Raw genomic sequence first — 18218 nt, forward strand, 5'->3', positions numbered from 1 at the left:
AACTTATTTATCTGAGTGGTATCATCTAAATAAGTGAAAAAAAATGAGCCGGAAAAGCCTGAATCCAATAAATTCAGGCCTATTTCGGCTCTTTTTATTTATCTATTTGCGGATTTAAGGTAATAATAATCGAGCATGAGTCTCATACGGATGCTCGGGTCGAAAGGGAATCCCCAGGCGAGTAACCTGTTTGCGGTGATCCATTAGCTGCAGGAGCAGAAGAGTATACATCTGGAAGCAAAGCCAGGAAAGCGGCCTATGGAGCTGTGCGGCAGCGCTCAGTAGGCAATTTTTCAAAATATTGTTAAGCCTTTTCTGAGCATGGTATTTTTCATGGTATTACCAATTAGCAGGAAAATAAGCCATTGAATATAAAAGATAAAAATGTCTTGTTTACAATAGAGTGGGAATGATTCCGCGTCTGGCACAGCCAGGCACCTGATGGCATGAAATGCCGCTAAGCCCGCGTAATTGCGGGCTTTTTTTTGTTTGTGTTTGGCACGATCTGGCAACGGGAGGAAGCGCCAAGCACCGTTTGAGCATGGCATTAAAGCTGGTATTATGGTTTGGCGATGCCATGATTGATGCCGATACCATGCTGCGTTCTTTTGTGTGTTCATGGTATTAATATTCTATAAGTTACTGTTTCGTAAGAAAAAATACGATAAATTCGAGATTTTTTCAGCATGGTATCGGAGACGAAGAAGGACAAGGTACATGCTGACCGATACCAAGCTGCGCAATCTCAAGCCCAGGGACAAACTCTACAAAGTGAATGACCGGGAAGGTCTCTATGTGGCAGTGACTCCAGCCGGCTCCATCTCGTTCCGTTACAACTACTCAATCAACGGTCGGCAGGAGACCATCACCTTTGGGCGTTATGGTGTCGGTGGCATCACCCTGGCCGAAGCCCGCGAGCTGTTGGGTGACGCCAAGAAGATGGTTGCGGCGGGCAAGTCGCCGGCCAAGGAGAAAGCCCGAGACAAGGCGCGGGTGAAAGATGCAGAGACGTTCGGTGCCTGGGCGGAGAAGTGGCTGCGTGGCTACCAGATGGCCGACTCCACCCGCGATATGCGCCGCTCGGTTTATGAGCGTGAGCTGAAGCCGAAATTCAGCAATCAGAAGCTGGTGGAGATCACCCACGAAGACTTGCGGGCGCTGGCTGATGCCATTGTTGAGCGAGGCGCACCGGCCACCGCCGTTCATGTGCGTGAAATCGTGTTGCAGGTATTTCGCTGGGCCATCGAGCGTGGGCAGAAGGTCGAAAACCCGGCAGAACTGGTGCGCCCAACAAGCATCGCTCGATTCGAGCCACGTGACCGAGCGTTGACGCCAGAAGAAATTGGGCTGATGTACCAGTACATGGAGCGAGTGGGCACAAGCCCAACAAACCGTGCGGCGGCCAAGCTGTTATTGCTGACGATGGTGCGCAAGAGCGAGCTGACCAATGCGACCTGGAGCGAGATCAATTTCAGCGAAGCGTTGTGGACGATTCCAAAGGAGCGGATGAAACGCCGTAACCCGCACCTGGTATTTCTGTCCCAGCAGGCTCTGGATATTTTCATTGCCATGAAAACCTTTGCCGGTGGTTCCGACTTCGTTTTGCCATCACGGTACGACTCGGATGCGCCGATGAGCGCTGCCACACTTAACCAGGTGCTGACGCTGACTTACAAGGCGGCGCAGAAAGATGGGAAGTCACTTACCAAGTTCGGACCGCATGATTTGCGGCGCACAGCCAGCACGCTGTTGCATGAGGCCGGCTACAACACCGACTGGATCGAGAAGTGCCTGGCGCACGAGCAGAAGGGCGTGAGGGCTGTCTACAACAAGGCTGAGTACCGCGAGCAGCGGGCGGCGATGTTGCAGGATTGGGCCGATATGATTGATGAGTGGACTTCGGGAGGCAGTAAGGGTTGATGTTTTTGCTATCTTTGATAGCATTGAAGTTGATGCCGTGAATTTATAAATAAGGCCGCCATTGGCATCGGGCAGGTCAATTACCGATTAGCTGCTTCGCGCAGCTACTCGATGAATAGCAACTATTCATTTGAGAGGTATTGACCCATGCAAAATATAAAGACCCTCATCAACAGGAAGAAGCTCCTGGAGATGATCCCGCTTTCGACACGAACAATTTATAACCTGGAGCAGCGAGGGGATTTTCCACGCCGTATCGCGTTAACCAGTAGAAATGTCGCCTGGGATTTGTCAGAGGTCGAAGAGTGGATTGAGGCACGTAAATCATCGGGTGATCAAGCTGCGCGACCTGGCCCTATAGAGGGCTAGTTATATGGCTCTTGATCTTATGGCGGCTTTCACGGAATTGCCGCCACCCATTGATTATGTTCTGCCTAATATGGTTGCTGGCACTGTTGGTGCTCTTGTGTCGCCTGGTGGGGCTGGTAAATCCATGTTGGCCCTTCAATTGGCTGCACAGATTGCAGGCGGGCCTGATTTACTTGAAATAGGCGAGTTTCCCACCGGGCAAGTGGTCTATCTGCCTGCTGAAGATCCACCGGCCGCTATTCACCATCGTCTGCACGCCCTTGGGGCACACCTCAGCGCAGCGGAACGGCAAGCCGTGGCTGATGGTTTGCTCATTGAACCCTTGATCGGTAAATGCCCAAACATCATGGCTGCTAGCTGGTTCGATGCTCTCAAACGAGCCGCTGAAGGTCGTCGCTTGATGATCTTGGACACTTTGCGGCGCTTCCACATTGAGGAGGAGAACGCTAGCGGGCCGATGGCGCAGGTTGTTGGGCACATGGAGGCCATAGCCGCTGATACAGGCTGCTCCATTGTGTTTCTGCACCACGCGAGTAAAAGCGCAGCCATGATGGGGTCGGGCGATCAACAGCAGGCCAGTCGTGGATCGTCCGTACTGGTTGATAACATCCGTTGGCAATCGTACCTATCCGGCATGACGCAAGGCGAGGCCGAGATACTGGGGGTCGATGATTGTCAGCGTGGGTATTTTGTCCGCTTTGGCGTCAGCAAGGCCAACTATGGCGCACCTTTTCAAGAACTCTGGTTTAGACGGCACGACGGCGGCGTGTTGAAGCCTGCTGTACTGGAGCGGCAGTGCAAGGTGAAAAGGAGACAGCGTGAAGAAGCCTAAGCATGACCTGACCCACGTCCGACATGATCCCGCGCACTGTTTGGCACCTGGCCTGTTCCGCAGCCTCAAGCGTGGCGATCGCAAACGCTGCAAGCTGGACGTGACCTACACCTTTGGCGAGGACGAATCCATGCGTTTCGTCGGATTCGAACCTCTCGGGGCCGATGATATGCGTCTTTTGCAAGGCATCGTGGCCCTTGGCGGCCCGAACGGCATCTTGCTAACCCCGGAACCGACCAGTGAGACGGGGCGACAGCTACGGCTATTCCTTGAACCCCGTTTCGAAGCCATTGAGCAAGACGGCTTGGTGGTTCGTGAGAGCCTGACCAAACTGCTCTCAGAAACGGGCATGACGGATAGCGGCGACAACATCAAGGCGCTCAAAGCCAGCCTGCTGCGCATGTCGAACGTCACCATCCTTGTGACGAAGGGACGGCGGCAAGCCGCGTTCCACCTGATGAGTCATGCTTTTGACGAGACGGACGGCAGGCTATGGGTTGCCCTGAATCCGCGTATTGCCGAAGCGATCCTGGGGCATCGTCCATATGCCCGTATCGACATGGCGGAAGTGCGGGTGCTACAGACTGATCCGGCACGGCTGATGCACCAACGGCTATGCGGCTGGATCGACCCCGGCAAATCCGGGCGCGTGGAACTGGACACGCTTTGCGGCTATGTCTGGCCAGATGAAGCCAATGCCGAAGCTATGAAAAAACGCCGTCAGACTGCCCGGAAGGCACTGGCCGAACTTGCCGCCGTGGGTTGGGTAGTGAACGAATACGCCAAGGGAAAATGGGAGATCAAGAGGCCTGGCCCCACGGCAACTGCACCCGTTTACCGTCGTAACGTTCCCTTGTTACCGTCGTAACGCTCCCCTTCTGCCGTCGTAACGTTCCCCGTCCCAATTTGGAAAACCCAGACGGTGCGCTGCTTTGCGGGCAGTTTGGGAAATCCATCCAAGATTATCTAAAGATAATCCATCATGCGCGGTGCAGCTCGCGCCTTGAGGGCGCGTTCTGACCTTGCCAATAAAGCCCTGGCGGGCTTTATCAATCGGCCATAGGCCGATGGTTTAACGCCAAGAAGAGAAGGCGGCTTCAGTGGCCGCTGAAACGCCTTGTGAGAGGGGAAAACAACCCGGAGTCCCTTATTCCATGAGCTGAAGCAGAATCTGCGTCTAACGGTGCTGGAGGGCCGCTGTGTGCACTTGTAGTTATCTGTACTGAAACCTTGGCTCGAAACGTGAAATGGCTAAGCAGTGCCCATTCGTTCGGTAAGAATAATAAGAAGATTATTATTCTTATTATTACCAAGCAGGAATGAGCCGTGTGTGTTGGACGCCCATAACCAGTAACCTGCGTGAAGGTGTCAACATCAGGAAAGGTTGCCCCTCAAGTATCAATACGTCGCCTTAGTGGTATGACGGGAGGGGAGGCAAATTTCTTGTGTTCATTGACACTTGAGGGGCGGGTTATGCCCTTCTTTTTTGGCGTCCAACTCGCCCCATCGGGGCGAATGGTTTGTGTCGATTGTTGGCATTTTAGGTTCCGATTTAAAGCCGATTGAGCAGCGATTTTGAAGCGACTATGTCGATTGCAGGCCGATTTGGTGACGATTACGGTTATGTTGCCAAGAATCGGTGTTTGTTTGACGATAAAACGCTTTACGTTCGATATGCGCTAGATTTTCAATAGTGGGTGAAATGCGGGCAGGATGGGTGAAGTTAGCTAACCGGCAAGCCGGTTATCTATCTTCACTGTCCCTTATTCGCGCCGGGGGCACTCAACGGGAATCCTGCCCTGCGGGGCTGATCGGCTACCGCCGGTTGCAAGAGTATAGGTCTTGCTATTTTTAATATCTTTGATAGCATGGTTGTCGGGTACACCAAAAGGGTATTGATATGGCAAATGTGCTTATCAGGAATTTACCCGCCGAGGTGCACCGTGCGTTGAAAGTTCGAGCAGCGCTCAACGATAGGAGCACCGACGCGGAAATACGCGAAATACTGACGGCGGCAGTACAGCCGCTAGAGCTTGAAGAGATTGGCCGGGAAGTTGGCTTGTCCGAAAGCGATAAAAAAACAGAGTAGTTTTACGTTTGTAAGTCCGGGCCTCAGCGCCAAGGGCAATACCGATCAGCTAGTGGCGTAGCTCTTCGATGAAACGTTGCCGAGAACAAGCACAACGCTTGGTCAAGGCAATGCCTTCTTTTCATCGACGGAGTACGACCATGAAGTCCAAAATTTTAGCGGCTAAAAAAACCGCTCTAGCCGTTGCACTCGCAACCGGCTTTATCACCACTACCACCGCCCCTGTGCAAGCTGGTATCCCCGTCATCGACGGCGGCAACCTGGCCCAGAACATCATGACGGCCATCGAGTCGGTGGCGCAGACGCTCAAGCAGATTGAGCAGTACCAGACCCAGTTGCAGCAGTACGAAAATCAGCTCCAGAACACGATGGCCCCAGCCGCGTATATCTGGGATCAGGCGCAGACTACGATCAACCGGCTGATTGCCGCGCAAAACACGCTGGCCTATTACGAGAACCAGCTAGGCAGCCTGGATCGTTACCTGGCCAAGTTTCAGGACGTGGCCTATTACCGCAGCTCGCCATGCTTCAACGGCAGCGGCGGATGCACGCCGGCCGAAAAGGCAGCGATGGAAGAGAACCGCCGCCTGGCGTCAGAGTCGCAAAAGAAGGCCAACGATGCCCTGTTCCAGACCGTTGCCGACCAGCAAAAGGCTTTGAAGGATGACGCCCGTACCCTGGAGCGGCTGCAAGGCGCGGCCCAGGGTGCAACTGGCCAGCTACAGGCCATCGGCTACGCCAACCAGCTCGCCAGCCAGCAGGCCAATCAGCTCTTGCAGATTCGCACCATGTTGACCGCCCAACACAACGCGGAGGCAGCCCGGATTGCAGCAGAACTCGATGCCGAGGCGCGAGGTGATGCCAGGGCCGAGCAAATGCGTACCTGGACGTTTCGCCCGAGTCCGGCAGACAACTACTAGGGAGGCGGTGAGATGAAAAAAATCTTTTTTACTACCGCGGCTACGTTGCTGTTGTTGGCTGGATGTGAACAGGAAAGGATGCCCGAACCAAATGCGGCGACGTGTGCCCCCGATGCGTTCCAGGCAGCACTGAATGAAATGCGCAGCGAAGCGAACCGAGAGGCCTTTACCGAGGAATGCAGAGCATTCCAGAAGGCCAAGCAGATGCGTCAGTGGGAGTTCAAGCCCAGCCCTAAAGATGATTATTGAGGTGGTCGCCATGAGAAAGAAAATTGCTCTAGGTGGCTTGATGATGGTCGCCACAATGGTGCTGGCTGAACCTGCAATGGCGCAGGAGCTAAGTAGCAGCGGTGTTATGAATGATGTGCTCAAGCGTTTTCATGATGCTGCCGCAACATGGGGGCCAGCTATTGAGTCCGCTGCATCGCGTTTGTTCTGGACGCTGGTTGTGATTTCGATGGTCTGGACATTCGGCATGATGGCTTTGCGCAAGGCCGACATTGGCGAGTTCTTCGCGGAGTTCGTTCGCTTCACGATCTTCACCGGCTTTTTCTGGTGGTTGCTGACGAATGCGAACCAGGGCATGAATATCGCCGGTACGATTGTTCAGTCATTGCAAACTCTGGGCGCGCAGGCGGGGGGACTTTCCAATAGCAATCTTGGGCCCTCCAGCATCCTTGATCTTGGTTTCGAGTTATACAACCGCACAGTACAGGCCACCTCGGAGCTGGGATGGCGGCAGATGGCAACTGCTCTGGTCATGGAGCTAATGGCCCTGGCTGTTTTGTTTGTCCTGGCGTTGATTGCGGTCAACCTGTTGCTGTTGCTCGCATCAGCCTGGATTCTGTTGTATGCCGGTGTGTTCTTCCTTGGCTTTGGTGGAAGTCGTTGGACTTCCGACATGGCGATCAATTACTACAAGACCGTGCTGGGCCTGGCCGCACAGCTTATGGCAATGGTGCTTCTGGTTGCGATTGGCAAAGAGTTCATCAATCACTACTACACGCAAATCAGCGAGAACATGGCATCCCAGGAACTGGCCGTGATGTTGGTTATATCGGTCATCTTGCTTTTCTTGGTCAACAAAGTTCCGCCGATGATTTCTGGTCTTGTGTCTGGTGGTGGTATTGGCGCAGCCGGTGGAATTGGAAACTTCGGTGCGGGTGCGGCAGTTGGGGCGGCGGTGACGGCGGCCAGTATGGCAACTGGCGGCGCTGCCCTGGCAGGTAAAGCGGTTATGGGTGCCGCAGCCGGTGCAGCCGGAGGTGCAAGTGCACTCCAAGCGGCTTTTCAGAAAGCATCAGCGAGTATGGAAACCGGCGGTGACATGTCCAGCATGGGGTCAGTTGTCAGCAGTGGCGGAAACGGTGGTGGTGAAGCGGGTACTGCTGGCAGTAGCCCATTCGCCCAAGCGGCTGGCTTTGGTGACAGCGGCAGTAGCTCAAGCGGTGGCGGCTTTGCCAAGGCCGCGAAGCTGGCCACAGGCACGGCCTCCGAGTTAGCCAAGGGTGTCGGCTCTCAAGTGAAGCAGGGATTCCAGGAGCGAGTGAGCGAAACCACAGGCGGAAAACTGGCTGCTTCGATACGCGAAAGCATGGAGCCGAAAGAAGCAAGCCAATCTGGCCAGTTCGAGGGCAATAGCTTGGGCGCCGATTCTGGCCCAGATAGTAACGAAGTCAGGAGTTAGCACGATGACGACATCAACATACATGGCCGCATTGGCGGCCCTGGATGAAGCGCCAAGGGAAGAAGTCAGCCAGGTATTTATTTCGCCGCTGGGTGATCAATCGACCGAGGTCGATGCAGAGACAGAAACAGCCGCTTTTGTATCACGGCCAGACCCTATGAGAGAGAGCGAAACTAAGCCGATAAGTATTGAGGTTAATGGCGGCAGGAATGAGCGGTCAGCATTCGCGGAGGCGGCGGGGCTGTACCTGTAGGCGCACCGGGCTGGCCACAACCAGCCCGGCACTTTCAATCAACACCTACTGGAGAGGTGAATTATGACAACACAACATATTATCGAACCAGGGCAAGCAGTGCATCAAGCAGCGGCTATTCTTTCTTCTTTGGAGTACATCAACCAAGCGGAAGCGCGGAGCCTTGGGCCATTGGCCGAAGCCGTCGCTAATGCTTTTATGGTGGTGTACTACCAAGCTGAAACGGGCCGGGCGACACAGGCTGATTTTCAAGAAGCAATGAACGCCTTGCGCCAAGCGTGCAGCTAATGACGAAAGGGCGGCCACTCGAACTGGCCGCCTTTTTCAATCTTCACTGTTTGGCCATTCCCGACCCACAGACGGCGCATCCATCCATTCGCGTTCCTCCGGCGGCAGCGGGTAAGCCCCGGATGCTTCCGCGTCGGCCAGTAGTTCGGCCAGTGTGTAGCGCACCCGACCAGTGGAAACGGCGCGGGCCGGGTCGGCCTTCTCATGCAGCCTGTTCTCTAGGTTCTTTGGGTCTGTCATCGGGCGACCTCAGCAAGCATGGATACTAGGTGTTCCAGGTCAGTGATCGAATGCGCCAGGAAGCGGCCGGCGCGGCAATCTGCAATCATTTCCTCAGTTTTTTCCTACTCATGTTCAACCTCGTTCGTACCAGCTCTTCGAGCGATTCACCACGCGCACGACCAGCAGCATCACCGGCACTTCGACCAGGACGCCGACCACGGTTGCCAATGCAGCGCCGGAGTGCAGACCGAACAAGCTGATGGCGGCCGCCACGGCCAGCTCGAAGAAGTTGCTGGCACCGATCAGGGCCGAAGGACAGGCGACAGAGTGCTTTTCCCCCGCCCGCTTGTTCAGCCAGTAGGCTAACCCGGAATTGAAGAACACTTGAATCAAGATCGGCACGGCTAGCATGGCGATCACTAACGGCTGCCGGATGATGGCCTCGCCCTGGAAGGCGAACAGTAGAACCAACGTCAGCAGCAGCGCGGCCATCGACCACGGCCCGATCTTCTGCATGGCCCGTTCAAAGGCGGCCTGTCCTTGCTTGAGCAGATGCCGCCGCAAGAGCTGCGCCAGGATCACCGGCACGATGATGTAGAGCACGACCGAAATCAGCAGCGTGTCCCAAGGCACCGAGATCGAGGACATGCCCAGCAGCAGGCCGACGATGGGCGCGAAGGCCACGATCATGATGGCGTCGTTCAGAGCCACTTGCGAGAGCGTGAAAAGCGGGTCGCCGTTGGTAAGGCGGCTCCACACGAACACCATTGCCGTGCAGGGCGCGGCGGCCAGCAAGATCAAGCCCGCGATGTAGCTGTCCAGTTGATCGGCCGGCAGGAACGGAGCGAACACTTGTCGGATGAACAGCCACCCCAGCAGGGCCATCGAGAATGGCTTGACGGCCCAATTCACGAACAGCGTGACGCCGATGCCGCGCCAATGCTCTTTGACCTGGTGCAGCGCCCCGAAGTCGATCTTGACCAGCATCGGGACGATCATTACCCAAATCAGCAGGCCCACCGGCAAATTGACCTGGGCCACTTCCATGCGGCCTATGGCCTGGAACACGTCAGGAAGGCCCTGGCCGAGCGCAACACCGGCGACGATGCACAGGGCCACCCACAGCGTCAGGTAACGCTCGAAGCCGCTCATCGGGGCCTGGCGCGGCTTCGCGGCGATGGCCTGTGCGCCGGCGCTCATGCTTCCTGCTCGGTCTTGCCGATGTTCGCCAGCTCGCGCTTGATGGCCGTCTGGTCAAGCATTTTGAGAGGCAGATTCACGAACAGGCGGACGCGGTTCATCATGTGCCGGAAGGTTTGTTCGAAGGCCCGGCGCTTCTCGGCGTCAGTGCCTTCGACGGCGGCCGGGTCTTCAAATCCCCAATGCGCCGAGATCGGCTGACCAGGCCACACCGGACACATTTCGCCGGCGGCGTTGTCGCAGACGGTGATGATGAAGTCCATCTTCGGTGCGTCGGGCGTGGCGTACTCGTCCCAGCTCTTGCTGCGCAGATTCTCGGTCGGGTAATTCACCGACTCCACCTTTTCGACGGCGAAGGGATTGACCTTGCCGGTTGGGTGACTGCCGGCGCTGTAGGCGCGGAAGCGCCCTTGCCCCATCGTGTTGATGAGAGCTTCGGCCATGATGCTGCGCGCCGAATTGCCGGTGCAGAGGATGAGGACGTTATAGATTCTTTCGGTCATGATGTTTCGCTTTCTGGTAGTGGCTGGGGAGCAATGGCGATGGATGAAAGATCGGTGGCCTCGTCGATGACGTGGCCGGCCGCTTTCCGTTCGGAATAGCGGTCTGTCAGTGCTTCACGGTGCGGCCGTACCAGCGCCGTGAAGCGCACCAGTTCTTCCATCACATCGGCTATTCGGTCGTAGTACGGCGAGGGCTTCATGCGGCCCGCCGCGTCGAACTCTTGGAACGCTTTGGCGATACTCGACTGGTTCGGAATGGTGAACATTCGCATCCAGCGGCCGAGCAGACGCAAGGTGTTCACGGCGTTGAAGCTCTGCGAGCCGCCGGATACCTGCATCACGGCCAGGGTGCGGCCTTGGGTCGGCCGGATGCCGGCCATTTCAAGCGGCAGATGGTCAATCTGCGCCTTCATGACACTGGTAATCTGACCGTGGCGTTCCGGGCTGCACCAGACTTGTCCCTCTGACCACTCGGACAGGGCGCGCAGCTCCTTGACGGCCGGGTGATCGTCGCTTTGCACTTGATCGGGCAACGGCAAATCGGACGGGTCGAAGATGCGTGTTTCTGCGCCAAAGAATTGCAGCAGCCGGGCCGCTTCCTCGACGGCCAGCCGTGAGAACGAGCGGGCGCGCAGCGAGCCATACAGCAGCAGGATACGCACCGGCGGGGCGTCGGGTGCCAGCCCGAGCGCCGGGCGCTCGATGGCAAAGGATTTGTCCAAAGCGGGCAAAGAATCGGGGTCGGAAAGATGGCGAAGTCTCATGCCAACACCTTCCCGGCTTCCGTGGTGCAAGACAGGTTGCACACCTGGCCGCCGCAGCAGTTTTCCGTGAGAAAGGCCACCAGGTTAGTGGCCGTCGAAAAGTTCGCCTCGTAGATCACAAATCGGCCTTCTTGCCGCGACGTGACCATGCCGGCGTGTGCCAGCTCTTTCAGGTGGAAGGATAGCGAAGACGGCGGGATGCCGGCCGCTTCGCTGATTTTTCCGGCGGCCATGCCGGCGGGGCCGGCCTGGACGAGAAGCCGGAACACCGCGAGGCGCGATTCTTGAGCGATGGCCGCCAGGGCGGCTACAGCATTTATCGTTTCCATGTTTCAATAATAGTCGAAATATGGAGTGTGCTCAATAGCTCATTTAAGCTGTAAAAATGAGCTAGGCGCATTTAGATCGATATGTGATAAATTGGCCTGCCAGTTTAAGATGGGTGCATTTGAGTATGCCCAAAGGAGCCCGCAAGTATGCGCAGGACGAAGCCAGTAGCCGCGCCGATGGTGGCGCGGGTCTATCTGCGCGTCAGCACCGACGCGCAGGACTTGGAACGCCAAGAGGCGATCACTACGGCCGCGAAGGCCGCCGGCTACTACGTCGCCGGCATCTACCGTGAGAAGGCATCCGGCGCACGCGCCGACCGGCCTGAGCTGCTGCGCATGATCGGCGACCTACAGCCCGGCGAGGTGGTCATTGCCGAGAAGATCGACCGCATCAGCCGCCTACCTTTGCCCGAGGCCGAGCGCCTGGTGGCCTCGATACAGGCCAAAGGCGCACGCCTGGCCGTCCCTGGCGTGGTCGATCTATCCGACCTGGCGGCCGAGGCCCAGGGCGTCGCCAAGATCGTGCTGGAAGCCGTGCAGATCATGCTTTTTCGCCTGGCCTTGCAGATGGCCCGCGACGACTACGAGGACAGGCGCGAACGCCAGCGCCAAGGCATTGAGTTGGCCCGCCAGGCCGGGCGGTACAAGGGCCGCCGTGCTGATCCGAAGCGCCGCGCCCAAGTTGTCGCGCTGCGCAAGTCCGGCTACAGCATCAACAAGACCGCCGAGCTGGCCGGGTACAGTGCGGCCCAGGTGAAACGGATATGGGCCGAGGTCAGCCAGGCCGAAGCGAAGCAGCACGGCGCGTTCGTGGAGGACGCATTGACGGAAGCCGATGCCCTGGCCGCTGTCGGCCAGGATGAGCGCCAGGAGGAAAGGGCATGAAGAAGCCGAACCAAGACGACGAGCCGTTTTTCATCACCGAGGAGATTGCGGCCGAAATGATCGCCGGCGGCTATGAGTTCGAGCTGCCGCCCATTCCTTGCACCATCCGCCTACGCGACGTGCTGGAGCGCATGACCGATGCTGAGCTAGCATTGCAGCCGGGCGAGATCGCCGACCAGGAGCGTGAACGCTGCCGGCGCAAGCCGTGTTCAACCTCATGATCTGGTCATGGTATTTTTCATGGCACTGAGCCTGATAGTTCTTGCAAATTGTTGTCACTAAAGGGTTTTGTGTGCTTGTTTACAATCGAGTGGGAGTGACGGGCACTGGCTGGCAATGTCTAGCAACGGCAGGCATTTCGGCTGAGGGTAAAAGAACTTTCCGCTAAGCGATAGACTGTATGTAAACACAGTATTGCAAGGACGCGGAACATGCCTCATGTGGCGGCCAGGACGGCCAGCCGGGATCGGGATACTGGTCGTTACCAGAGCCACCGACCCGAGCAAACCCTTCTCTATCAGATCGTTGACGAGTATTACCCGGCATTCGCTGCGCTTATGGCAGAGCAGGGAAAGGAATTGCCGGGCTATGTGCAACGGGAATTTGAAGAATTTCTCCAATGCGGGCGGCTGGAGCATGGCTTTCTACGGGTTCGCTGCGAGTCTTGCCACGCCGAGCACCTGGTCGCTTTCAGCTGTAAGCGTCGCGGTTTCTGCCCGAGCTGTGGGGCGCGGCGGATGGCCGAAAGTGCCGCCTTGCTGGTTGATGAAGTACTGCCTGAACAACCCATGCGTCAGTGGGTGTTGAGCTTCCCGTTTCAGCTGCGTTTCCTGTTTGCCAGCCGGCCCGAGATCATGGGGTGGGTGCTGGGCATCGTTTACCGCGTCATTGCCACGCACCTGGTCAAGAAAGCGGGCCATACCCACCAAGTGGCCAAGACGGGCGCGGTCACCCTGATCCAGCGTTTTGGATCGGCGCTCAATCTGAATGTTCACTTCCACATGCTGTTTCTCGACGGTGTGTATGTCGAGCAATCCCACGGCTCAGCGCGTTTCCGCTGGGTCAAGGCGCCGACCAGCCCAGAGCTCACCCAGCTGACGCACACCATCGCCCACCGGGTGGGTCGCTATCTGGAACGGCAAGGCCTGCTGGAACGGGATGTCGAAAACAGCTATCTGGCCTCGGATGCGGTGGATGACGACCCGATGACACCCCTGCTGGGGCACTCGATCACTTACCGTATCGCTGTCGGTTCACAGGCGGGGCGAAAGGTGTTCACTTTGCAAACTCTGCCGACCAGTGGTGATCCGTTCGGTGACGGGATTGGCAAGGTAGCCGGGTCCAGCCTGCACGCCGGCGTGGCGGCCAGGGCCGATGAACGCAAGAAGCTCGAACGGCTGTGCCGGTACATCAGCCGCCCGGCGGTATCCGAGAAGCGGCTGTCGTTAACACGAGGCGGCAACGTGCGCTACCAGCTCAAGACGCCGTACCGGGACGGCACCACGCACGTCATTTTCGAACCATTGGATTTCATTGCAAGGCTGGCCGCCCTGGTACCGAAGCCCAGAGTCAACCTAACCCGCTTCCACGGGGTGTTCGCACCCAACAGTCGGCACCGGGCGTTGGTCACGCCGGCAAAACGGGGCAGGGGCAACAAGGTCAGGGTGGCTGATGAACCGGCAACACCAGCACAACGGCGAGCGTCGATGACATGGGCGCAACGGCTCAAGCGTGTTTTCAATATCGACATCGAGACCTGCAGCGGCTGCGGCGGCGCCATGAAAGTCATCGCCTGCATTGAAGACCCTATAGTGATCAAGCAGATCCTTGATCACCTGAAGCACAAAGCCGAAACCAGCGGGACCAGGGCGTTACCCGAAAGCCGGGCGCCACCGGCTGAGCTGCTCCTGGGTCTGTTTGACTGACGAGCCTGAAGGCCAACGATACCAATCAAAATGCTGCGTTCACAGCGCCGCGGCAGGGATCCGCCGTGCTGGTTGTCGGAAAAGGAGCCGCTAGTGGGAAAGAGGAGGGTAAATTTTCAGCGTTGCTGGCTCCCCGTCAGCCGGATTGGGTTGCATCGCAGGGGTGTCGAAAGAGTCAACTGCGGTCCAAAGCTGTTGGACTTGGGTGAAAAGGGCGTTTATTCTTCCTATACGTTGTCGGCAGCGGGCCAAAAAGGAATACGTCCATGCCCATCGAGGTGAAACCGGCTGTGAGCGCGGGTTCAAGCATATAGCCCGACAGGCGCGTATCCTTGCCGATCACGACACGATGGCGGTGGTCACCGCGACGAAAGACACGGCCAGCCGCCATGCCGACGCGCAAGGCGGTTTCCGCCGTCATCGCGCCTTCGTTGGCTTTGCCACGAATACCGTCTGTGCCGAAATATTTGCGCACCATAAGGTCGATTATCCTGTCGTCGGGTCGCCCTCAAAGGGGACATGCCTGCTGAACCGCGAATATAGAGAAATATCCCGAATGTGCAGTTAACGAATTCTTGCGGTTTCTTTCAGCGCCGCCAATACCGCCAGCCCGTCGCGCAAGGGGCGCGGCTCGTGTGTGCGGATGAAGTCAGCTCCACCTGCGGCGGCGGCAAGCTCTGCAGCGAGTGTCGCGGCCCCGACATCCCCCGGACCACGGCCTGTGAGCGCGCGCAGAAAGGATTTGCGCGAAACAGACAGAAGCACCGGCAAATCGAAGCGCAGCCGCAATTCATCGAACCGCGCCAGCACCGAGAGCGAGGTTTCGGGAGCAGCCCCCAGAAAAAACCCCATGCCGGGATCAAGGACAAGGCGGTTGCGTTTGATACCGGCACCCGTCAGCGCCGCGATGCGCGCGTCAAAGAACGCCGCAATGTGATCCATGATGTCGCCAGCGGGTGCCTCGCGCCGATCTGCCTGCCCGTCTTGCACCGAATGCATAACGACGAGTTTGGCAGATGATTTCGCCAATTGCGGATAGAACGCAGCGTCTGGAAAACCGCGAATATCATTGAGATAGGCCACACCACGCGACAAGGCATAGGCTTGCGTCGCGGGTTGATAACTGTCGAGCGAGACGGGAATGCCATCTGCCTTGAGCGCGTCCAGCACCGGCGCGATACGCGCGATTTCTGTGTCGGACGAAACAGGCGCGGCGTCGGGATTGCTGGATGCCGGACCGAGGTCGATCACATCTGCCCCCTCGGCCATCAGCTTACGCGCCTGCGCAATGGCTGCGTCTGGCGCCAGATACCGGCCTCCATCGGAGAAACTGTCCGAGGTTATGTTGACGATGCCGAAAATGATGAGCGATTTATTCATGGGGGCTTCTATAATAATACCTAAAATCCGCAGGTAGTTAATTAGGATGTTTAAAGATTCTGATTATCCGTTTATGCACCTGTTATATTCGCAATTACTAGTCTGTCAAAGAGTTTGTCTCCAAAATACCGTCTGTTTAATTTGTAAATAAACTCGTTGAGATACAACTGTAAGTATTTCCTTTTGATTTTATGGTAGTTGCCCAGCAATGTCCGTTTTGCATTACTGATTGCGATATGCACCCATTTGAGTGTTTCCTTGGTGGTTTTGGCGTCTGATTTCTCGGTGACGTGCAATTCCACCAGATCGGAGATGTCAACGTAAGAAGTGCTTTTGTCCGAAAATACGATGGCATCATCCTCCATGCAGTCCCTGACCACGCCGTTGATTCCTTCACTTTGATGGCTATCCAGTACCCTGGCCTTGAAATAACGCACATGCTTCTCCTTTTTGCCCGTTTCGATATCTTCCAACGGGGTGCTTTCGGCCATCACCGCAACGTTCTGCTTTCCCTCGGCTCCCCGGCCACGTGTACCCTTGCCTCGCTCGATTTCCTTACTGGCCACCGAAAAGTAACCCTCATCCAGTTCTATCATCCCTTCCAGTGTATACCTTGCATCCCGGTTGCCCATCGCCCTGCGGAGTTTGTGTACCATCGCCCATACCGGTTCGTAACGCTTCAATCCTAATTGCTTCTGGAGTTCGTTGGTGGAGAATCCCTTTTTTGTGCAACTCATCAGGAACATCGTTTTGTACCACACCAGAAACGGCAGCTTGGAGCTCTCCATGATCGTACCGCTGCGCAACGAGGTGCGGAAACGGCAACCTTTGCATTCATAACTCCATTTACCCTGTAACCAATAATGGGAAGTGCCCCCGCATCGCTTGCAGACAACCCCTTCCTTATCACGCTGCTCCTTGAAATGCAAACGACAATCTTCCTCCGAACCGAAATGAGCCGTAAAACTGAATATGTTCATAATCCCTGCTTTTTGAGCGCTAATATACTAAAAATATTAGGTGTGTTTGCGGAGAATCAGATTAAAGATTAAATATAGCAACCATTTTGCTTTTATTTTTGTCCCTTTTGGGTCGTTACTGACCGGGTGCCGGGAAGTAGTCAGTGTGAATTGCTGGGCCAAACTGGTACAGAGGAGGTTTTTCCGGTTTTTTTGTCGTTTTCTGGCAGGCTAAGACATAGCTTCCCTGTAATGTTATTGATTTTCAACAGGTTGCACGGTTGCTTATTTGGCTTTAGGTCAATAAAGGCGAGTAGTCCTTTTCGGTATATAGCTTGAGCACATAGTTTCTTCCCGTCCTGATCCATTTCCCCGCCACTGTTATGAAACGGAAGATGAATTTTTTCAGCCTATAGTTGGGTTTCAGCCAGGAAAGCTTTTTGGAATATTCTCCGACCAGGTAACTGTAAAAATTGGCGTAGATGGCCGTCATGATCATAAAGGCGGTATTCTCCGATAAAAAAGAGCAGGGCATTTTGGCCCAACCGAAGTCGTTGTTCATCACATCGAAAATCCGCTCGCTTTCCCCTCTGGCATTATAGAAGGCCACCACTTCCTTATTGGGACTCTCCAAGTCATTGGTCAGGATGCCCCTGTAGGTATAGGCCCCACCGCTGAACATATCGGTCTGTGCATCCCTTCTCTTTATCCTGCTGATGACCAGCCGGTAGGGGTTGTCCCCGCCAAACGGTCTGTAACCGGGGATGTCGGCCACCTCCATCTCCTGGATGCCCAGGCGGGTCTTCTCCCAGTCCCCTTCGGGGACAGATCCGATCATCCCATCCATCTTTGCACATCGGTTTGCCCTGATGTAAAAAGACCTGCAGTTCTGTTCCACCATGTCCACTACCTCTTTCTGGTAAGAAGCCGAATCGGCCCTGAACCTGCCTATGCTGATCCGGTTACCGGCCAGGCTGGCAAACGCCCTTTCCAGCGTCTCTGCCTGAAGGTATTTTGCCGGACTGTTTCCGTTCCTGCCCTCCAGGTATACCGGCATGTTGTCTATGGAGGCTATTCCCGGCTGGTAGCCGTATGTCTTTTTATAAGTCATTCCAGCATCGTATTTCTCTGTCGGCTGGACCTGGTTGTCATAGTCAAGGTCATACCGTTTGTTTTCCCTGAGCTGGCCGGTCAGCTTTAATGCCTTTACCAGTAAGTCATTGAGTTTAGGATTCAGGTTGAAGCCGTGCTTTACCCCGGTAACAGGATTTTCAAAGACTTCGGTAGCAGTGGCCAGTTCCTTGATGCCCCGGAGGATGGTATCCGCACTGCACACCTGAATACCCCTGACATTGCGCAGATGTTCCCTGAGATGGTCATTGACATCCTCTGTACAGTCCCCTCCGTTTAAATAGATGGCAAGGTGGTTGGTGAAAATATCGCTATAGGAAAAGCCGAAGGTCTTTACCCTCATCCCCAGCTGATTATCTATCAGATCCGGAAGGCCGGAATCTTTAAACGAATTGAAAACAAAATTAAAGCCGCCAAAGGGTGTGATTTTTTCTGATGAATTGGTTACTTTCATGCCAACTTATTTATCTGAGTGGTATCATCTAAATAAGTGAAAAAAAATGAGCCGGAAAAGCCTGAATCCAATAAATTCAGGCCTATTTCGGCTCTTTTTATTTATCTA

At 55.8% G+C, this 18218-nt stretch carries 20 protein-coding genes; 12 read left to right on the top strand and 8 right to left on the bottom strand.

Annotated elements, in window-relative coordinates:
* Window positions 1–717: 717 nt before the first annotated feature.
* The 9 genes from WKR92_RS01410 (at window position 718) to WKR92_RS01455 (ending at window position 8358) form a co-directional block, all read left to right on the top strand.
* Window positions 718–1920 (top strand): tyrosine-type recombinase/integrase, encoded by a 1203-nt coding sequence (locus WKR92_RS01410; RefSeq protein WP_000954590.1) that lies wholly within the window; start codon window positions 718–720, stop codon window positions 1918–1920.
* A gap of 147 nt (window positions 1921–2067) precedes the next feature.
* Window positions 2068–2289, top strand: coding sequence for a helix-turn-helix transcriptional regulator (locus WKR92_RS01415; RefSeq protein ID WP_001179606.1), 222 nt, complete (start codon window positions 2068–2070; stop codon window positions 2287–2289).
* A 4-nt stretch (window positions 2290–2293) separates the two neighbouring features.
* Window positions 2294–3121 (top strand): helicase RepA family protein, encoded by an 828-nt coding sequence (locus tag WKR92_RS01420; RefSeq protein ID WP_001162384.1) that lies wholly within the window; start codon window positions 2294–2296, stop codon window positions 3119–3121.
* Complete coding sequence (gene repC / locus WKR92_RS01425; RefSeq protein ID WP_000743064.1) at window positions 3108–3989, top strand: replication protein C, IncQ-type; 882 nt, start codon at window positions 3108–3110, stop codon at window positions 3987–3989. Before WKR92_RS01420 ends, repC begins: the two co-directional genes overlap by 14 nt.
* Window positions 3990–5021: 1032 nt before the next feature.
* Complete coding sequence (locus WKR92_RS01430; protein WP_000024442.1) at window positions 5022–5210, top strand: FitA-like ribbon-helix-helix domain-containing protein; 189 nt, start codon at window positions 5022–5024, stop codon at window positions 5208–5210.
* Between the two features lie 140 nt (window positions 5211–5350).
* Complete coding sequence (trbJ, locus tag WKR92_RS01435) at window positions 5351–6130, top strand: P-type conjugative transfer protein TrbJ (RefSeq protein ID WP_000836966.1); 780 nt, start codon at window positions 5351–5353, stop codon at window positions 6128–6130.
* A 12-nt stretch (window positions 6131–6142) separates the two neighbouring features.
* Window positions 6143–6379: an entry exclusion lipoprotein TrbK gene (gene trbK, locus WKR92_RS01440; protein ID WP_000718002.1), complete on the top strand. Its 237-nt coding sequence runs from the start codon at window positions 6143–6145 to the stop codon at window positions 6377–6379.
* Window positions 6369–7817: a P-type conjugative transfer protein TrbL gene (trbL, locus tag WKR92_RS01445; RefSeq protein WP_002097827.1), complete on the top strand. Its 1449-nt coding sequence runs from the start codon at window positions 6369–6371 to the stop codon at window positions 7815–7817. The genes trbK and trbL overlap by 11 nt, the downstream gene beginning before the upstream one ends.
* Before the next feature lie 316 nt (window positions 7818–8133).
* A complete protein-coding gene (locus WKR92_RS01455; RefSeq protein ID WP_000211355.1) occupies window positions 8134–8358 on the top strand; it encodes a type I toxin-antitoxin system ptaRNA1 family toxin in 225 nt (74 codons plus the stop codon).
* Window positions 8359–8712: 354 nt separating this feature from the next.
* Here the strand turns inward: WKR92_RS01455 and arsB are convergent, their stop codons facing one another.
* Genes arsB through WKR92_RS01480 form a run of 4 tightly spaced genes read right to left on the bottom strand, consistent with a single transcriptional unit; the run spans window position 8713 to window position 11376 of the window.
* Entirely contained in the window at window positions 8713–9780 is a 1068-nt protein-coding gene (arsB, locus tag WKR92_RS01465; RefSeq protein ID WP_001272375.1) for an ACR3 family arsenite efflux transporter, read from the bottom strand.
* Window positions 9777–10283 (bottom strand): arsenate reductase ArsC, encoded by a 507-nt coding sequence (locus tag WKR92_RS01470; RefSeq protein ID WP_000140066.1) that lies wholly within the window; start codon window positions 10281–10283, stop codon window positions 9777–9779. The genes arsB and WKR92_RS01470 overlap by 4 nt, the downstream gene beginning before the upstream one ends.
* A complete protein-coding gene (arsH, locus tag WKR92_RS01475) occupies window positions 10280–11047 on the bottom strand; it encodes an arsenical resistance protein ArsH (protein WP_001239389.1) in 768 nt (255 codons plus the stop codon). The genes WKR92_RS01470 and arsH overlap by 4 nt, the downstream gene beginning before the upstream one ends.
* The gene (locus WKR92_RS01480) at window positions 11044–11376 is read right to left on the bottom strand and encodes an ArsR/SmtB family transcription factor (protein WP_000447876.1); all 333 of its coding nucleotides are present in this window, start codon (window positions 11374–11376) and stop codon (window positions 11044–11046) included. The genes arsH and WKR92_RS01480 overlap by 4 nt, the downstream gene beginning before the upstream one ends.
* A gap of 147 nt (window positions 11377–11523) precedes the next feature.
* Here WKR92_RS01480 and WKR92_RS01485 point away from each other — a divergent pair, with 147 nt between their 5' ends.
* From WKR92_RS01485 to WKR92_RS01495, 3 genes are all read left to right on the top strand, one after another.
* Complete coding sequence (locus tag WKR92_RS01485; RefSeq protein WP_001366550.1) at window positions 11524–12261, top strand: recombinase family protein; 738 nt, start codon at window positions 11524–11526, stop codon at window positions 12259–12261.
* A complete protein-coding gene (locus tag WKR92_RS01490; protein ID WP_000743213.1) occupies window positions 12258–12482 on the top strand; it encodes a hypothetical protein in 225 nt (74 codons plus the stop codon). The genes WKR92_RS01485 and WKR92_RS01490 overlap by 4 nt, the downstream gene beginning before the upstream one ends.
* Window positions 12483–12692: 210 nt before the next feature.
* A complete protein-coding gene (locus tag WKR92_RS01495; protein WP_001120888.1) occupies window positions 12693–14186 on the top strand; it encodes an IS91-like element ISCR2 family transposase in 1494 nt (497 codons plus the stop codon).
* 175 nt (window positions 14187–14361) lie between these two features.
* On the opposite strand, the gene WKR92_RS01500 is transcribed toward WKR92_RS01495, so the two are convergent.
* The 4 genes from WKR92_RS01500 to WKR92_RS01515 form a co-directional block, all read right to left on the bottom strand.
* Window positions 14362–14664, bottom strand: a complete 303-nt coding sequence (locus WKR92_RS01500; RefSeq protein WP_000251875.1) for a phosphoglucosamine mutase — start codon at window positions 14662–14664, stop codon at window positions 14362–14364.
* Window positions 14665–14750: 86 nt separating this feature from the next.
* Window positions 14751–15566 carry a sulfonamide-resistant dihydropteroate synthase Sul2 gene (gene sul2 / locus WKR92_RS01505; protein WP_001043260.1) on the bottom strand — a complete coding sequence of 272 codons (816 nt, stop codon included), beginning with the start codon at window positions 15564–15566 and terminating at the stop codon, window positions 14751–14753.
* Between the two features lie 71 nt (window positions 15567–15637).
* Complete coding sequence (locus WKR92_RS01510; RefSeq protein WP_005807145.1) at window positions 15638–16546, bottom strand: IS1595-like element ISBbi1 family transposase; 909 nt, start codon at window positions 16544–16546, stop codon at window positions 15638–15640.
* A gap of 274 nt (window positions 16547–16820) precedes the next feature.
* A complete protein-coding gene (locus WKR92_RS01515; RefSeq protein ID WP_185269626.1) occupies window positions 16821–18110 on the bottom strand; it encodes an IS1380 family transposase in 1290 nt (429 codons plus the stop codon).
* Between the last annotated feature and the right edge of the window lie 108 nt (window positions 18111–18218).

The sequence above is a fragment of the Albibacterium profundi genome (assembly GCF_042159835.1).
Classification (GTDB): domain Bacteria; phylum Bacteroidota; class Bacteroidia; order Sphingobacteriales; family Sphingobacteriaceae; genus Albibacterium; species Albibacterium profundi.